The following is a 17,552-nucleotide window of genomic DNA, read 5'->3' on the forward strand; positions in this document are numbered from 1 at the left end:
GGGAGAGAGAGTTTGTTGAGGTCGTGTTAACAGATGTCACGACTTGCCCGCCGAAGGACCGAAGCGAGACAGAGCGATGCTTTCGAAGACCCCGACCACGGCGTAGAGGACGATCGACACCACGGTGATCACCACGATAGATGCCCACAATTCGTTGTACTGGTAGCGCGGAATGGCTTTGATCATGCTCGAACCCAAGCCTTGACCGCTACCGAGCCATTCGCCGATCAGTGCTCCGATCAAAGCGCCGGGCACTGACACCCTAGCGGCGGCGAACACCGCCGGAAGTGCGGACGGTACGGACACCATTCGCAATGCGGTCCAACGACTCCCACCGTACGCAGCTATGAGGTCTTGTGCCTGAGCCGGAGCGGCACGTAGACCGACCATGATCATGACGAGGGCTGGGAAGAACACCACTATCGCAACCATGACCGTCACACCCACGATTCCGCGGCCGAATATCAGGACGATGATCGGGGTCATCGCAACGAGAGGAACAGATCGTAGAAGCATTGCAACGGGCATGAAAGTCTGTTCGACAGTGCGGGAAACGACGAAGATCGATGCCACCACGAGCGCGGCAGTCATTCCGACGGCAAAGCCGACACCGGCGTCGCGCAGAGTGATGAACAGGTTGTCGATGATGCCCGAACGAGCGTCGGCGGATTTTGGGCCGGAGAACAGGTACTCCCAGACGTCGGCCGGCGTCTTTCCCACACGCGGGCCGACCTGGGGGAAGGCGTTGAGGAAGACCACCCAGATGACAAGCAACAGTGCCGAGGCGATGGCAATCGGAGCGAGGAATCTCAATGTTCCTCGTACCGCGGTCATTTCTGTGCTCCCGGAGCGCTCGTCCACGGGGTGACGAGCCGGGCGATCGCTGCGACGACGGCGTATCCCAGGCCGGCGAGCAATGCGGCGGCGATGGCCATTCCCCACGTTCGCGGGACGTTGTACGACGTCTGAGCGGCCGTGAGTGCGACGCCGATCCCGCTGTCCACCCCGCCGAGATACTCTCCGAGGATGGCTCCGAGTACAGCCGAGGGCGCAGCAATCTTGAGGGCGGCAAAGGTGCTCGGAAGTGCGCTCACCAGTTGAACTTTGGTGAACTTCTGCCAACGCCCACCGCCGTAGGCGGCAACGAGATCGAGGCTCGTCTTGTCTGCCGATCTCAGGCCTGCGAGTGTGCCGACCATCGTGGTGAAGAAGCAGTACATCGCGGCGAGAAAGATCGTGGGGGTCCGGCCGCCGAAGACGACCAGGATGATTGGGCCAAGCGCCAACAGCGGTGTGCAGTAGCTCAGGATCGCCAATTGTGTGGCCAATCCCTCGATGGGCGGAATGAGGACGACAAGCACGGCAAGCGTGATCGCCAGCAGATTTCCCCAGAGAAAGCCCTGCAGCGCACCGGAAGCCGTGACGGTGAAATTGGGTCCGTAGAGCGACCAACCGTCGTCGAACATCGTCGAAACAACCACCCACGGCGTCGGAATCGTACCTCCCGCAACACCGGCCGCCGCCAGAATCCACCAGAGAGCGATCAGTCCGCAGATGCCAACTGCACCGCCGAACCACGTTGGACGCTTCAATCGGATCCGGCGCGGTACAGATGGCTGCGCGGCCGCGGTCGCGACGTTCTCGATATCGGTAATTGTCATGCGACGCCTGCTTTTCCGAAGAGCAGTCCGGAGAGGTAGTCGTGGATCTCGTGGAACTCGGGTGTACGCATCATCTCGGGAGTGCGCGGGCGCGGCAGGTCGATCGGCACGACTTCGAGGACGCGTCCGGGCCTCGGCGTCATGACGGCGACGACGTCGGAGAGGAACACGGCTTCGGCGATTCCGTGAGTCACCATCAACGTGGTCGCCGGTTTCTCGGTCCAGATCCTGAGCAATTCGATATTAAGTCGTTGTCGGGTCATGTCGTCCAGCGCGCCGAAGGGTTCGTCGAGTAGGAGGACACTCGGCTTGACCACGAGCGATCGTGCGATCGACACACGCTGACGCATACCGCCGGACAATTGAGCGGGCTTGGCCTTCTCGAATCCTTCGAGGCCGACGAGAGCGATCAGGTCGGCGATCTGGTCGGGGTCGGGATCGATGCCGGCAACCTGAAGCGGCAGTTTGATGTTGGAGGTCACCGTCCGCCACGGCAGCAAAGCCGAATCCTGGAAGGCGATTCCGAGTTCGCGGCGCTTGCGTAACTCGGCGGGCGACTGTCCGTTGACAAGTGCTGTTCCCGACGTCGGAGTGTCGAGGCCCGCAAGGATGCGGAGAACGGTGGACTTCCCGCATCCGGACGGCCCGAGCAGAGACAGAAAGGAGCCTTCGCTGGTTTGAAGGGACACGTCGGTCAGCGCGGTCACCGACCGACGACCCATCTCGAAGGTCTTGCCGAGGCCGGAGATGTCGAGACCGGTTCCAGCGGGGCGAGGTGTGGTGACGGGACTGGTCATTCCCGCACAGTACGAACGTCCGGTTGCGGTCATGTTGCCTGCGCGTCACCGCTGCGTGAGGCTGGTTCGGCGTCTCCTGTCACAGCGCCGTGGTGAGATGGACGTCTGGACGGAGTGAGGGGAGCGAAGATTGCTGAAGTTGTACCGGGCCGAGCGTTCGGACACCTTGGTCTCGGCGTTGGCCACGCTCCTCCGTACACCGCTGTCGGATCCATTCGCCCGGGAAACTGTTGCGGTGCCGGCCAAGGGCGTCGAGCGTTGGCTCAATCAGCGGCTGTCCTCCCAGCTAGGCACGTCCGGACCGTCAGCAGTGGACGGAATTTCTGCGAACATCGCGTTTCCTTCACCCGCGCGCCTGGTCGCGGAGTCCGTGGCCGCGGTCAGTGGAATCACGGCTGACGACGACCCATGGTCGCCGACGCGATTGGTGTGGACGGTTCTCGACGTGATCGACGAGTCCCTCGGCGAGCCCTGGTGCGGAGTCCTGGCGAAACATCTCGAAGGCCATCGTGAAGGTCGACGGTTTGCCTCCGCCACACATGTCACCGAACTCTTCCGCAGTTATGCCGCGCAACGCCCGCAGATGCTGATCGACTGGGCCGCCGGGCGGTTGACCGACGGACACGGATTGGCGCTGTCGGAGGATTTCGAATGGCAGGCACGTCTGTGGTGCATCGTCGCGGACAAGATCGACGTTCCGGGGCCCGCAGAGCGACTGGGGCAAGTGAGCCGCGCGCTGGTCGAGGACCCGGCCTTGGTCGACCTACCGGAACGCCTGTCGGTCTTCGGACCGACCCGGCTGCCGGTCGATCAGCGAATGATCTTGAGCGCACTCAGTGCGAATCGAGACGTGCACATCTGGCTCCCGCATCCCAGCCCCGCGCTGTGGACCAAGATGAGCTCGCGCATGCAGCCTCGAAGTGAGAGCACGATCCGACGTTCGGAAGACGGGTCAGCGCTGATATCCGCCAATCCGTTGCTGTCGAGTCTTGCTCGCGACGTTCGTGAACTTCAGATCAGCCTCGGTGCCGCCGAGTTCGAGTCGGTGCATCTTCCCGAACCAGCCGGCCCGAAATCCCTCCTGGCGACAGTCAAGGCCGATGTCATCGCAGATCGTGCTCCCAGCGTTGCAGCGGAACCGGATGGGACAGTTCAGGTCCACGCTTGCCACGGGCCGGCACGGCAGGTCGAGGTGCTCCGCGAATGTCTGCTCCGATTGTTCGAGGACGACCCGACATTGCAGCCGCGCGACGTACTCGTGATGTGCCCGGACGTCGAAACGTACGCACCCTTGGTTCGTGCTGCATTCGGGCAAGGCGTCCATGGCCACCCGGGGCACCTTCTTCGAGTAAGGCTGGCAGACCGCGGATTACGTCAGACTAACCCTGTCCTGGCCGTTCTCGGCTCTCTCCTCGACTTGGCCGACGGCCGGGCCACAGCCAGTGAGGTTCTCGACCTGGCAGCGGCTGATCCTGTCCGCACACGTTTTTCGTGGGGCGACGACGAATTGGAAAGACTGCGGGAATGGACGACGGAAGCGGGTGCTCGCTGGGGAATCGGTAGTCGGCAGCGTGCCACGTTCGGTCTCGACGCATTTCCGCAGAACACCTTCAACACCGCCATGGACCGAATCTTGTTGGGGGTCAGCGCGGACGAATCGGAAAATGCCTGGCTGGATCTCGCGCTACCACTCGATGACGTGGACGGCACAGACATCGACCTGACTGGACGTTTCGCAGAGTTCGTCGATCGCCTGGCCGTCTCGCTTCGCGATCTTGCCGGCCCACATTCGCCGGCCGAATGGCTTCGTGTGCTGATGCGGGCCCTGGATCTACTGACCGACACTGCGCCCGCCGATTCCTGGCAGAGCGCGGGGGCCCACCGCGAACTGGTAGCTGCTGTCGAATTCGGCGGAGAGACGGTGTTACGTCTGGCCGATGTTCGCGCGATGCTCTCGCGCAGCCTCGCGGGCAGACCTACGCGTGCCAACTTCCGAACCGGCGAACTGACGGTGTGCACGATGGTTCCGATGCGTTCGGTACCGCATCGCGTGGTCGTGCTGATCGGACTCGACGACGAGGTGTTCCCTCGAACCGGTGGAGTCGACGGCGACGACATCTTGTCCCGTGATCCCGTTGTGGGGGAGCGTGATCTGCGCAGTGAAGACCGGCAACTGCTTCTCGATGCCGTGATGTCTGCGGGTGAGCATCTGATTCTGTTGTATACCGGTGCCGATCCGGTCACCGGTGTCGTCAGACCGCCGGCGATCCCCCTCAGTGGCCTCCTCGACGTACTCAGTGCGACTGTGGGCCCGGAAGCGATCAACGGGGTGCTGACTCGACACCCGTTGCAGTCGTTCGACAATCGAAACTTCTCGCCGGATCAGCCGTTCAGCTTCGACACGGCAGCGCTGGCCGGTGCCAGGGCTGCTGCCGGAACGCCGATCGAATTGCCGACAGTCTTGTCGGCCAAGCTACTCGAGGTGCATCCGAAGGAAGTGAACCTTGCCGACCTGGTGAACTTCCTCGTACACCCCGCCCGTGGTTTTCTGCGCCAACGCCTCGGCGTCCGGGTACCGGAACTCGACGACGACATCGCGGATTCGCTGGCAACCGAGCTCGATCCACTGTCCACCTGGGCTCTGGGTGACCGGATGCTTCTCTCGCGCTTGGCTGGACGCAGCTCGGCGGATTTCCGTGCAGCCGAGTGGCGCCGCGGTACTTTGCCGCCCTACAACCTGGGCGCCTCGGTTCTGGGCAACGTCGAGTGGGTGGTAGACCAACTTGCCGGTCTTGCATTGCCACACCTCGAGGGCGACTCCGAGGCTGTCGACGTCGACATCGACCTCGGTGACGGGCATCGTCTCACCGGAACGGTAACCGGTGTGCACGGCAATTCAGTAGTGCGGGCGTCGTATTCCTCACTGGCGCCTAAACATCGGATGACGGCCTGGATCAACCTGCTCGCCTTGAAAGCACACGGACGGCCCGGTGCGCTCGATGCAGTCTCCATCGGACGGGGCCGGGGAAAGATAGCAGCGGCACGGTCGGTGCTCGATGCGCCAGGCAATGCGGCCGAGATCCTGCAGCAACTGGTGGACCTACGCGAGCGGGGGCTGCAGCGTCCGTTGCCGATGTGGGCCGCTACTTCAGCCGAATACGCGCGCCGACGCTTTGGTGGCGAGTCGGTCGACGATGCGACAAACGGTGCGGACACCCAGTGGACCGGGCAGTACGGCGAGATGATCGATCCGAGCAACGCTTACGTTTTCGGAGAAGCTCGAACACTGGCGGAGTTGGCTGCGGATCCGCCGTCGGACGACGAATTCGTCTGGGCCGAGGAACCGACTCGATTCGGAGTTCTCGCCCGACGACTGTGGGATCCGTTGCTGACCAACGAAAGAGCGGAGTAACCCGTGGACTTCGACCTTTTGGGGCCACTACCGACCGGCACCACGGTGTTGGAAGCGAGCGCCGGAACTGGCAAGACCTACGCGATCGTCGGACTCGCAACCCGTTGTGTTGCCGAAGGTCTCGCTGACATTTCGCAAGTTCTGCTGGTGACATTCAGCCGGGCCGCCACTCAGGAACTTCGTGAGCGTGCCAGGGAGAGGTTTGCCGGAGTGTCCGCCGCTCTGGTCGACCCGGAGGCGGCGAGGCGGTCGGATGATGATCTGGTGGCGTACCTCGCGACAGCTGACGACGAGGAGATCGGCGTGCGGCGTCGTCGACTCCTGCGCGCTCTCGCGGAGTTCGACGCCGGCACCATCACGACCACCCACAGATTCTGTCAGAGGATGCTCGACGGACTCGGCATCGCCGGGGAACGCGAACCCGACACAACTTTTGTGGAGTCGGTCGACGACCTGATCAGTGAGGTCGTCTCGGATTTGTACCTCAGCCGCTACAGCCGGACGGACTCGTCTCCACCGTTTTCCACGAAGGACGCGCTGGCCATTGCCCGAAGCGCAGTCGGCGATGGCCAGGCAATTCTCGAACCCGACGGCGAGGAGGAGACCGCTCCCGGTCAGCGAGTCCTGTTCGCGGCGGCTGCTCGTCTCGAGGTTGAACGACGTAAGCGGACCAAAGGAATTCGCGACTTCAACGATCTCCTGACGCTGCTGCACGGCGTGTTGACGGATCCGGAATACGGCCCCGTCGCGTGCCGTCGGGTGCGCGAGAAGTTCAAGGTCGTGCTGATCGACGAGTTCCAGGACACCGATCCGTTGCAGTGGGACATTCTGCGGTTGGCCTTCCACGGTCACACCACCCTGGTCCTGGTCGGTGATCCCAAACAAGCCATCTATGCGTTCCGCGGGGCAGAAGTCCTGAGTTATCTCGATGCGGTCAATCAGGCGGATGCGCACCAGGAGTTGACCACCAATTGGCGCAGCGATCCAGGGTTGTTGGCGGCACTCGAACACCTCTACGGCGGCGCCGCACTGGGTAACGAGGGCATCGTCGCGCATCCAGTAGAGGCTTCGCACAAGAAGTCTCGGTTGTCCGGCCCGGTGCCGATGCGTGTACGCCATCTGGCGCGTACCGGAGCCGGACCGCTCAATCGTTCGGGATTTCCGGCCGTAGGCAGACTTCGCAGTCGCGTCGCCGACGACGTCGCAGCAGACGTGGTCGGACTGCTGGGCAGCGATGCCCGCTTGGCAGTCGACGGTGATCCGCGCCCGGTCGAGCCGGGAGACGTCGCGGTATTGGTGCGCACCCACAAGCAGGTGGCGATGATTCGCGATGCCCTCGATGCCGTAGGTGTACCGTCCGTGTTGACCGGCGGTTCCAGTGTTTTCGCGACACCCAGCGCAACACAGTGGCTATGGCTGCTGCAGGCGATCGAGCAGCCGCACCGGTCTGATCGCGTCCGGTTGACCGCCCTCTCTCCGATTTTCGGGCGCACCGCCGAAGAATTGGACCTCGACGGCGACAACGTCGTCGCGGAACTCGCGGGTCAACTGCGCTCATACTCCGGGTTGTTCGCACGCGTCGGGTTCGCAGCCGTGTTCGAAAGGATCTCCGCCGAAACGAATCTGGAGAAGCGTGTACTCGCGGCCCCGTCCGGCGAACGAGATTTCACCGATCTGCGGCACGTCGCACAACTTCTCGGCCGCGTCGCCACCGAGGAAGCGTTCGGGTTGAGCGCATTGGTTCGCTGGCTCTCCGATCGGATCAAGGACCCGACGTCCGGGAGCGCAACCGACAGAAGCCGTCGCCTCGACAGCGATGCTGCCGCTGTACAAATCGCAACCGTGCACGCCACCAAAGGGCTCGAATTCCCGATCGTCTACGTCCCGTTCAGTTGGGAGAGCGTAGGCGGCTTCAACTCTCCGACGCAGTTGTTGCACGATCCGGATGGGCGCCGCATCCTCGACGTCGGCGGGCAGGAAGGCCCGGGGCACAACGCCAGAAAGACTGTTGCGGAGGCTGAAGAAGCAGGCGAAGAACTGCGGCTGCTGTACGTGGCGCTGACCCGGGCGCAGTGCCAACTAGTGCTCTGGTGGGCGCCAAGCTACGGGACCTCCCGCTCGCCACTGCACCGCTTGATGCTCGGACGTACACCCGGCATCGCCGAACCTGCTCGGGTAGTGAAGGTGCTCGACGACGGTACAACCGCAGCACGACTCGCGACGTGGCCGGCAGCAGCTTCCGATGTGATCTCGGTGGAACCTGTTGGTCCACATCCACCCTCGCCCGTCCAGTGGTCCGGTGCAGCCGCGAACGTGACCGAACTGGCCGCGGCGCGTTTCGATCGAGACCTGGACACTCTCTGGCGTCGTACGTCGTACTCGGCACTGACCGCCGGAGCTCACCACGCGGTCACGAGCACCGACAGTGAGGTAGAGGATCCCGAAAAGGACGACGAGCCGGAGGATTCCGTAGACGTCGGGACCGTCACCCCCTCGCCGCTGGAGGCGTTGCCTTCACCGATGAACGGTCTTCCGGCGGGCGCCGCATTCGGCACGCTGGTGCATGAAGTGCTCGAGGTGGTGGATACGGCTGCTTCAGACCTGAGAGCGGAACTCCGTATACGCTGCGCCGAGGCGGTCTCGGTTCGGGCGGCCGAGGTCGACTCCGAAGCACTCGCGGATGCATTGTTGCTGGTGATGCAGACTCCACTGGGATTCGGAACCTTGGCCACGATCGCGCCGAAAGATCGTCTTCCCGAACTCGATTTCGAACTCCCACTGGCCGGTGGCGACGATCCGGTGTCGATGAGTGTCACACTTCGCGGAGTGTCGGAACTGTTGAGGCGCCACCTTCCCCCGGACGACATTCTGGCGTCGTACGCCGACCATCTTGACCGTGTCGAGACGTCACCGATGCGCGGGTTCCTGACGGGCAGTATCGACGCCGTCTTGCGGATCCCGGGCCCGTCGTTCGTGATCGTCGACTACAAGACAAATCGGCTGGGCCGCGGCGATCTGACGGCTGCCAACTACACGCGCGAACTCATGGCGACGGAGATGATGCGCTCGCACTATCCCTTGCAGGCACTGCTGTATTCGGTTGCGCTGCATCGATATCTGCGGTGGCGACTGCCCGACTACGATCCGCATCACCATCTCGGAGGCGCGCAGTATCAATTCGTGCGGGGGATGCTCGGCCCGGACAGTCCGCCGGAATGTGGTGTATTCGAATGGAAACCGCCTGCTCAGCTGACGGTTGAACTATCGGATCTGCTGGCCGGTCTTGATGCGTCCCACACAGTAGGGGAGAAGATTCGATGACCGAGGCGCAATTGGCGCAGCGCGCCAAAGGGATCGTGCGAATCTTCAACGAAGCCGGGGTTCTGGTTGCCGCCGACGTTCATGTCGCGACGAGAGTGTGCAGCCTGGGCGGTGAAACTTCCGAAGAAGTGATGCTGGCCGCGGCGTTGGCAGTTCGGGCCGTGCGATCAGGTTCGGTGTGCCTCGATCTACGACGGATGCGCGATGTGAGCGTCGACAATGCGACGGAAGACGAACTTACGTCGTTGCCGTGGCCCGAACCGTCGGAGATCGTTGCCGCCCTTCGCCTGAGCCCTCTGGTGATCGGCGGCAACGCCGGACCGCTCAGGCCCCTCCGGTTGGTCGACACAGACGACGGTGAGCTTCTCTACCTCGATCGGTACTTTCTGCAGGAGCAGACGATTCGGCGAGTGCTCGACGAGCGTGCGTCCACGTGGCCGCCCGCCGACCTGAAAGCGGTCCGAACGCGCCTGGATTCGCTGTTCGTCGACGAGAACGGGCCGACCACCAGCCCTGATCGTCAACGGATAGCCGCTGCTCTTGCCGCGACACAGTGGACGACGGTCATCGCCGGTGGGCCCGGAACCGGCAAAACCCATACGGTCGCACGTATTCTCGCTCTCCTGTCGGAGGAGCTGGGTTTGAATGCTCGCATCGGGCTGGCCGCACCGACGGGCAAAGCCGCAGCACGTCTGCAAGAGTCCGTACGTGAGCAGACCGCGAGCCTTGGCCTTCCCGAAGAACTCGCGGCCATGACCCTGCACCGGCTGCTCGGTTGGCAGCGGGGGAGTTCGAGCCGTTTCAAATACAATGCGACCAACAGACTTCCATACGACGTGGTCGTCGTCGACGAGACGTCGATGGTCTCCCTCACCTTGATGGCGCGCCTGCTCGAAGCGGTTCGCCCCGATGCCCGGCTACTGCTCGTCGGCGATCCCGATCAGTTGACCTCAGTCGACGCCGGCGCTGTTCTTGCTGATCTTGTCGCCCGCCCGGTAGAAGTCAGTGGAAATCCGGCGCTGACACAGTTGGTGGGTGACGACCTCACGGCCACCGGTTCCGAAGAGTCCCTGAGTGTGGACGAGCAGGATCGTCTGCGGGGCGGGATTATTCAACTCTCACGCGGGCGCCGCTTCGACGGAACCATCGCGTCGTTGGCCAGGGCAGTGCGAGCGGGAGATTCCGCTGAGGTTCTGCGTATCCTGCGTAGTGGCGATCCCGCCGTCTCCTTCCACTCTCCCGAGGATGTTGACGCATTGCGCGCCGATATCGTTGTGAGTTCAGAGGTGGTGACGAGGTCGGCCGAGGAGGGTGATGCGATCGGCGCCCTGAAAGGACTGGAATCGCACCGTCTTTTGTGCGCGCACCGTGACGGACCGTACGGTGTCGGGCGGTGGGCGCAGCAGGCGATGGAGTGGGTCGGCACGGCATCAGGGCAATTCCTGGACCCGACGAGGTGGTATCCGGGCCAACCCCTGTTGGTGACGGCCAACGACTACGAGGCCAAGATCTACAACGGGGATGCCGGGGTGATCGTGCAGCGTGAGGATGGCGTTCCTATTGCTGCATTCCAGCGGGGGAGTGATGCGTTTCTGATTCACCCGAGCCAACTCTCGTCGGTGCAGACCGTTTACGCGATGACGATTCACCGGAGCCAGGGCAGCCAGTACGACACGGTATCGGTGATGCTGCCGGCCGAGGCGTCGTCACTGCTCACCCGGGAGTTGTTGTACACGGCGATCACTCGCGCCAGAAACCATGTGAGGGTAATCGGCACCGAGGATTCCGTGAGGGCGGGAGTTCAGCGACAGGTGCTCAGGGCAAGTGGGCTGCGTCGGGAGATCCGTCCGTACGACGGGCCGTGAAAGTCGGATGTTGCGGATTCTCTTGGTCATACGTTGTGTACGACGAACACCTTGCGTACGGTCTCGGTGACCGTCCACGTACCCTTCCATCCGATTGGGAAGATTGCACTCGTACCGGCAACGAGATGTACGGGATCGCCGGCGTCCTCCTCGACGGTCATGGCGCCGGAGACGATAGTGATGATCTCGCCGCGGGTGAGGAACTCCCACCGCGACTTTCCCGGTTCGCTCTCCCAGACTCCGGATTGAATGCGGCCGTCGTCACTGGTGAACTCGACATCTGCACGAGTGATGATGTCTCCGCCGAGTGGCTCTGCACTGGGTTGGCCGAGCAGTGCTTGCTGGAAGATCCCACTTGCGCTGTTCAACTCTGCGGCACGGAAGGTAATGGTCACAATTCAATCCTGACTTTCGAAACTCATGTGAATCATCGGACTTGTCGATGATGTCGTGTGTCTGCTGGGTCGGGATAGGTTCACTTGTCGCATCTTTCGGCACTTCGCTCGTACAGATGTCGAAAGTGCGATCGGCCACCATTCAACCGGGGTTCAGAGACCCGGCTCGCGCCGAAACGTGACCGAGCCAATGGCAAACGGCCCCGCGTCGGTGATTTCGAACGAGGGTGATCGGTTGTGCGGCCTTACGTGGTGGACGCTGTCAACGAGGTGATGAAGCGCTCGGCTGCCGCGTCGACCTCGGCGTCGGGGGTGAGCAACCTCTGCAGCAACAGTCCTCGCAGACATGCGGTTGCGATGATGCTCTGCTGCTTTGCATCCACCACTGTGAATCCTTCGCGAAGTGCTGCCACTTCGAGGAGGTGAGCCAAGTCGTCGAGGTCGGCGGCGAAATCTTGAAATGCTTTGTGCTCGTACACCGCAAGTCCGGCCAGGTGAAAAAAGGTGCGGCTTCGATCTTCATGCTCGGCGTTCGAGTAGAAGCTCCAGATCGCCCTGCACAGGGCTGCGAACCCGAGATCTTTGCCCATCGCGGCGATGACGAGGTTGTCACGGCGGCGCGCTTCCGACAGTACGGCGCTGAGGAGACCTGGTCGTGATCCGAAGTGATAGGTCAGAAGCGTGTGGTGCACTCCGAGTCGCTCCGCTACTTGGCGCATCGACAGCTTCGGACTTGGGCCGGTTTCACCGAACTCGTCGAACAGTGCCTGTAACAGTCGCTCTCGACCCTCCCCAACCGGCGATCTCACGCTACCTCCATTGACGGGTTCACCACTGTTGAGTACGGTACCGCATATCGAATTCACCAGTGTTTAGGAAAGAGGTTTTCTAATGCTCGGGAGGTCCGTTTGACTGACGTATGGTTTGCCGGCGGCATGGTCGCGGATGGATCGGGTACCGACCCGGTCGAAGTCGACGTGTGCGTGAGCGGCGGCATTGTCACCGCGATCGGACAGGCGCCGTCGGGTTCGACGACAGTTGACTTGGACGGCATGCTTGTGACTCCGGGGCTGATCGATGCTCATGTCCACCTGGGTATTTCGAGTCCGATCCGAAGGCAATTCGGGTTTGAGCTCTCGGCAGCCGAACTGGCTGCGGGCATCTTCGCCACCGCGGGCGATGCCCTCGACGCTGGCTTCACCACGGTGCGAGACGTCGGTGGCATCGACGGCGGAGTCGTCGACGTTATTGCGAGCGGCAAGGTGCGTGGTCCGCGTGTCCTCTCGTGTGGTCCTGTGCAGTGCCAGACCGGCGGACACGGCTACTACGGGGCCGCATGGGAGCCGACCGAGCTGTGGAACATGCACCACATTCCAGGGCTCTGCGCCTTGTCCTTGATGTCGGGTAATGCCGACGAGCTACGACGCAACGTGCGCGAATCGTTCCGCCGAGGCGCAACATTTCTGAAACTGTGCGTCACCGGCGGTGTCGTCGGAGGCCATGACCGCCTCACCGACACACAGTTCACCGTCGAGGAAATCTCCGTGGCAGTGGAAGAAGCAGCGTCGCGCGGCACCTACGTCACGGTCCACGCGCACAACAATGCGGGCATTCGCAACGCAGTGCGGGCGGGAGTGCGGTGCGTGGAACACGGCACCGACATCGACGCGGAGACTGCCCAGTTGATGCGCGAGCACGACGTGGCTCTGGTCCCCACCTTCGCCGTGGTGGAGCAGTTGACGGACACCGAAAGCATGGACCTGGACCCGGCAATACGAGAGCGTGCAGCCGGAGTGCGTCAACGCATGGCCAGAGCGCTCGAGGCCTCTCGCGCAGCAGGCCTGAGGATCGGCCTGGGCTCGGACCTCATCGGGCCGCACCAAAAGCGCCGAGGTGAGGAGTTGCGCTTGCGCGCGGAGTTGGAGTCGCCGATGCATGCACTCGTTTCGGCCACCAGCGTCAATGCCGACATTCTCGGTATCGGGGAAACCGTCGGGACTATCCGCGTCGGTATGCAGGCGGACATGGTTGCCTGGCAGCAAGACCCACTCCGAGACGCAAAGGTGTTCGCCGATCCGGACATGGCTGCTCTCGTCGTGAAGTCCGGCAATATCGTCAAGGGAGGCGTTCGATGAGCGCAATGCTGCACGGATGTTTTGCAGACACGGAGTACTTCGAAATAACGGCGAAGTCGGGGCACAGCTACGGCGTCTGGGTGACCACACCCCCCGGCTACGCGGACTCCACGGATCCCTTACCGCTGATCTACGTGATGGACGGCAACTGGGCTGTAGGTCTTACCGCCCCGCTCATCGTCACGCAGGCAGACCCGTACCTGACGGTCGCCCCGTACATTCAGGTCAGTGTCGGATATGCCGGTGAGGAGGCCGCCAACTGGGCACGGCTCCGCAACCGCGATCTCGTGCCGCCTGGGGAACCGGTAGGCGAAGAAATGATGGCTACTCTTGCCGCTGCTCGCGACTCGGGTGCAATGACCCAGGAGTACGTGGACGCCTACCTCGAGGAGCTGGCAGACACCCACGGGGACGTCTTCCTCGACTTCCTGACCAACGAACTCCACCCTCGCCTGTACTCGTCGGAGCTACGTGTCAGCGAGTCCGGGCACGGACTCTTCGGGTACTCGTACGGAGGCCTTTTCGCCCTCTACGCATGGCTGCGCGACGCGCCCCCATTCGCGACCTTCGGTGCGGGTAGTCCCGGAGTTGTGAACGCCGACAGCCAGATCCACACACTGGTCGAGGCACTGCCCGAGCGTGGCGTGGGCTCAGTTGTTCCGCAGCTGCACGTCACGCTGAACGAAGCCGAACTGACTGGACCCATTCCGATCTATCGCGGACTGTCACGCAACGTTCTCGCCGTCGTGGAGCAGTTGCATGGCAAGGGACGGTCGCAGGATGTTTCGACCGCGTTGTTGCACGAGACGCACGTAACCGGGCTGCAGGCATCGTTCCTGAGCTACTTGAAGACCTGCCATGCACGTTAGCTCTCCGTCCCGGAGGCGATGTGCCGCTGACACGTTCTAGGGCGATTTTCCGTAGACGCCGTTGAAGGAGAAGTCGGCTGTGGGTGTCCACCACGTGGTGGACACCCACAGCCGTGTCTATTCAGTTGTCGCGGCTGTCGATTCTCCAAGCCGGACAAGACTTCTAACCCATGACCGTCCCGGTCGACTCGGCATTGGGTGCCCGAAGGCGGGAGAATGCGCCGAGGTCGATTTCGAGCCCGGTGTGCATCCCGACATAGGTCAGGGGATCAGCGTCGTGATCGTGTCCAGCTTCCACTTCGTCGATGATCCTGGACATGAGGCGCCCAGCGATGGGCGCATTTTTGAATTGGTTCCCGCTGGTGCCCATGGCGACGTAGAAACCTTGTCTGTCTGTCTTGTCGTAGATCGGGGTCCAGTCAGACGCTGCGTCGTACACGCCGGCAATACCTTTCGGTTGTGAAGGGACCTCCAGGGTGGGGAAACGCCTGGCGGCGCGGAAAACCTGCGCTTCGAATCGGGCAACAGTGCGATTCGGGTTTGCGGTATCAGGATCGTCGATCCACTCGAGCGGATCGCAATCCGGTTCGGTTCCGCCGACGAGGAAACCGTTTCCAGGTTCGGCTCGCATGTAGGTTCCGAGATCCAAATCGGCGATCATCGGGCCGAGGATCTCGTCGTCGTTGTACTCAGTGGGTGCGGTGATGTGATGGACTTCCTGACGCAAGGGCCGAACCGAAACCTTGAAGTCGGACCCGACATTCGACAGCTTGTTGAACGCTCCTGACCAGGGGCCGGCGGCGTTGACGACAATCTTGGATTTCACACTTTCCCCGTCGTCGAGCCCTAGCTGCCAGGTGCCGTCAGGCAACTGCTCGACTGCCACCACACGCGTGTTGTATGCGAAAACCGCACCGTGCGAACGTGCTGCCGCAGCAAGATTCGCGGCTGCCAGTTGCGGGTCGTCGACGAACCCCGCCTGCGGTGTGTACAGCGCGCCGAGCGTGGTTTCCGCATCTGCGAAGAAGGACTCCGAGTCGACTGGCTTCGGTGGATAGTATTTACCTGCGTCGATACCGGGAATCTTTTCGACGAGTGTCGTTGCGTCCCAAAGTTGGTAGTCGATTCCGATCTTCTCGAACAGTCCAATCGTGCGCGCGTGGGGTGCGACGTCGACATCGAGCAGTGCCATCCCGCATTGCCGAAACTTCGCAAGCGCGCCGTCGACTGTCGCGTTGAGATGCTCGTTCCAGTTTTGCCAGCAATGCAGCGACTCCCAAGCCGCAGCCATACCGTCGAATGTGGAGTAGTTGAACCGGATGACCGCACTGGATGCACTGGTCGAGCCGTAGCCCGGACCACCAGACTTGTCGATGACCAGGACTTCGTAGCCTCGAGCGGCCAGTTCGTAGGCGATGGAGCTGCCGATCACTCCAGCTCCGACCACAACTGCATCGGTCTTGTCGGTAGGCACTTTCGGCCCCTCTTTCTACTGATGGCTTCGCCGGATCGAAAGCGCAGCTATTCGATCGGGCGAGCTTGGGTTCTGGTAATTCCGACGCCGTCGACTTCCTCTGGAGACCCGCATCCCGACTTCTCGGATTCGGCTCTGCCTTAATGGATTTGGTACCTGAAAGTCCAGAGGTGTCCGTCGTCCTCAACTCTCTCGTGGCGGCCATCGGAACGCTATCGACAGCTGCTCAAAAAATCACAGCCGTGGCGCGTCCGTTGTCAGAAATGTTTCGTCGAGCTGTCCCGCGTGGCAGACCAGTCTTTCGATTCCGGAATCCCTCGCCACAGAATGGGAAGTGCGATCAAAGCGATGGCGGTCGCGTAGAAGGCAGGCGACAGATCGCTTCCAGTGGCGTTGACCAGTGCTGCGCACACCAGCGGCGCAGTTCCTGCAAAGAGCGCATATGCGATGTTGTAGGGGATTGCCGTGCCGGTGAATCGAGCATGCGTCGGCATCATTTCGAGGATTACGAGCAAAGCGGACGCGAGTAGGGAAAGCGCGATGACCAGAGCAGCCAGTGCAATGGCAATCGCGAAAATGTTTCCGGTGCCGATGAGCATGTAGCTGGGCACCGAAACGAAAACTGACATCACCATGCCGATTCTGACGAGAGGTCTCCGGCCGATTCGGTCGACCGTGGCGCCGAAGAAGATGAACAGCGGGACTGCGAGAACCAAAGCGCCGGTTGTCATCAGCAGTGCCACCGTGCTCGAAACGTCGGCTGAAAGAATCAGAAATGTCGGCATGTAGCCGAGCAGCATATGAGTAACGACACCGAGCGAGGCGAAATACACGAATGACGTGAGCAGAGTCCGCCAGTGATTGCGGAACAGATCTGTGAGAGGGCGGGTTGGAAGGGAATCGTTTTCTTTCATTTCCTTGAAAGCCGGAGTTTCCTCGACCGCAAGCCTCATGAACAGTCCCACCATGGCGACAACGCCTCCGATGATGAACGGCCAACGCCATCCCCCGTCGGCAAAGGACTCAGTGCCGACCAAGCTGAATGACAAGACTGTGACCGTGGCCAAGATACTGCCGACGAACGACGAAGAGCTGATAATCCCTGCGTACAAGCCTCGGCGGTGAGACGGCGCATGTTCGACGACGAAGGTTGCCGCTCCGGTGTATTCGCCGCCGGCCGAGAATCCTTGAACCAAGCGACAGAGCAGCAGCAACAGCGGTGCTGCAACGCCGATCGAAGCGTAGGTCGGTAGGAGGCCGATAGCCGCTGTCGAGCAGCCCATGAGCGTAATAGCCAGGGACAGTGACCTCCGTCGGCCGAGGCGGTCACCCAGTCTTCCGAAGAATATGCCGCCGGCAGGTCTGGCCAAGAATGCGACTCCGTAAAGAGCGAAGGTGGCAAGCAGTGCGCCACTGCCGAACTCCGGAGGGAAGAACACTGTCGCGAGAACTGCGGCAGTGAAACCGTAGATCGTGAAATCGAACCATTCGACGATGTTGCCTGTCGCGCCGGCAATCAGGGCCCTACGGCGCGCCGATCGACGTCCGGGTGACGTCTCGGTTTGATGCTCTACAGGAGCATTTGCTGTGCCGGTCATGATGATTCCTCTCGGGATATGCTGA

Annotated in this window: 12 protein-coding genes; 5 read left to right on the forward strand and 7 right to left on the reverse strand. The window is 62.1% G+C overall.

Going from position 1 to position 17,552, the window contains the following annotated elements; translation table 11 throughout:
* Positions 1 to 36 precede the first annotated feature (36 nt).
* From FEZ59_RS03905 to FEZ59_RS03915, 3 genes are read right to left on the reverse strand one after another with little or no spacing between them, the layout of a single operon-like run.
* Entirely contained in the window at positions 37 to 834 is a 798-nt protein-coding gene (locus FEZ59_RS03905) for an ABC transporter permease subunit (protein WP_172932264.1), read from the reverse strand.
* Positions 831 to 1,661: an ABC transporter permease subunit gene (locus FEZ59_RS03910; protein WP_003945560.1), complete on the reverse strand. Its 831-nt coding sequence runs from the start codon at positions 1,659 to 1,661 to the stop codon at positions 831 to 833. The genes FEZ59_RS03905 and FEZ59_RS03910 overlap by 4 nt, the downstream gene beginning before the upstream one ends.
* Positions 1,658 to 2,491 (reverse strand): ABC transporter ATP-binding protein, encoded by an 834-nt coding sequence (locus tag FEZ59_RS03915; RefSeq protein WP_020906250.1) that lies wholly within the window; start codon positions 2,489 to 2,491, stop codon positions 1,658 to 1,660. The genes FEZ59_RS03910 and FEZ59_RS03915 overlap by 4 nt, the downstream gene beginning before the upstream one ends.
* A gap of 97 nt (positions 2,492 to 2,588) precedes the next feature.
* On the opposite strand from FEZ59_RS03915, the gene recC reads away from it, so the two are divergent.
* Genes recC through recD form a run of 3 tightly spaced genes read left to right on the forward strand, consistent with a single transcriptional unit; the run spans position 2,589 to position 11,056 of the window.
* Entirely contained in the window at positions 2,589 to 5,870 is a 3,282-nt protein-coding gene (gene recC / locus FEZ59_RS03920; RefSeq protein ID WP_172932265.1) for an exodeoxyribonuclease V subunit gamma, read from the forward strand.
* A gap of 3 nt (positions 5,871 to 5,873) precedes the next feature.
* Positions 5,874 to 9,191: a UvrD-helicase domain-containing protein gene (locus FEZ59_RS03925; protein ID WP_172932266.1), complete on the forward strand. Its 3,318-nt coding sequence runs from the start codon at positions 5,874 to 5,876 to the stop codon at positions 9,189 to 9,191.
* Positions 9,188 to 11,056 carry an exodeoxyribonuclease V subunit alpha gene (gene recD / locus FEZ59_RS03930; protein WP_172932267.1) on the forward strand — a complete coding sequence of 623 codons (1,869 nt, stop codon included), beginning with the start codon at positions 9,188 to 9,190 and terminating at the stop codon, positions 11,054 to 11,056. The genes FEZ59_RS03925 and recD overlap by 4 nt, the downstream gene beginning before the upstream one ends.
* 26 nt (positions 11,057 to 11,082) lie before the next feature.
* Here recD and FEZ59_RS03935 read toward each other — a convergent pair whose 3' ends face one another.
* Together FEZ59_RS03935 and FEZ59_RS03940 are read right to left on the reverse strand one after the other, a co-directional pair.
* A complete protein-coding gene (locus tag FEZ59_RS03935; protein WP_172932268.1) occupies positions 11,083 to 11,451 on the reverse strand; it encodes a cupin domain-containing protein in 369 nt (122 codons plus the stop codon).
* A gap of 245 nt (positions 11,452 to 11,696) precedes the next feature.
* Complete coding sequence (locus FEZ59_RS03940; RefSeq protein WP_060938463.1) at positions 11,697 to 12,260, reverse strand: TetR/AcrR family transcriptional regulator; 564 nt, start codon at positions 12,258 to 12,260, stop codon at positions 11,697 to 11,699.
* 99 nt (positions 12,261 to 12,359) lie between these two features.
* On the opposite strand from FEZ59_RS03940, the gene FEZ59_RS03945 reads away from it, so the two are divergent.
* Both FEZ59_RS03945 and FEZ59_RS03950 read left to right on the forward strand, forming a co-directional pair.
* Positions 12,360 to 13,586 (forward strand): amidohydrolase family protein, encoded by a 1,227-nt coding sequence (locus FEZ59_RS03945; RefSeq protein ID WP_238076908.1) that lies wholly within the window; start codon positions 12,360 to 12,362, stop codon positions 13,584 to 13,586.
* Positions 13,583 to 14,455, forward strand: a complete 873-nt coding sequence (locus FEZ59_RS03950) for an alpha/beta hydrolase-fold protein (protein ID WP_020968453.1) — start codon at positions 13,583 to 13,585, stop codon at positions 14,453 to 14,455. The genes FEZ59_RS03945 and FEZ59_RS03950 overlap by 4 nt, the downstream gene beginning before the upstream one ends.
* 163 nt (positions 14,456 to 14,618) lie before the next feature.
* Here FEZ59_RS03950 and FEZ59_RS03955 read toward each other — a convergent pair whose 3' ends face one another.
* Positions 14,619 to 15,929, reverse strand: a complete 1,311-nt coding sequence (locus tag FEZ59_RS03955; protein ID WP_060938419.1) for an FAD-dependent oxidoreductase — start codon at positions 15,927 to 15,929, stop codon at positions 14,619 to 14,621.
* Positions 15,930 to 16,186: 257 nt separating this feature from the next.
* Positions 16,187 to 17,527, reverse strand: coding sequence for an MFS transporter (locus FEZ59_RS03960; protein ID WP_142006519.1), 1,341 nt, complete (start codon positions 17,525 to 17,527; stop codon positions 16,187 to 16,189).
* Positions 17,528 to 17,552 lie beyond the last annotated feature (25 nt).

Source organism: Rhodococcus sp. MS13 (assembly GCF_013277835.1).
GTDB lineage: Bacteria > Actinomycetota > Actinomycetes > Mycobacteriales > Mycobacteriaceae > Rhodococcus_F > Rhodococcus_F erythropolis.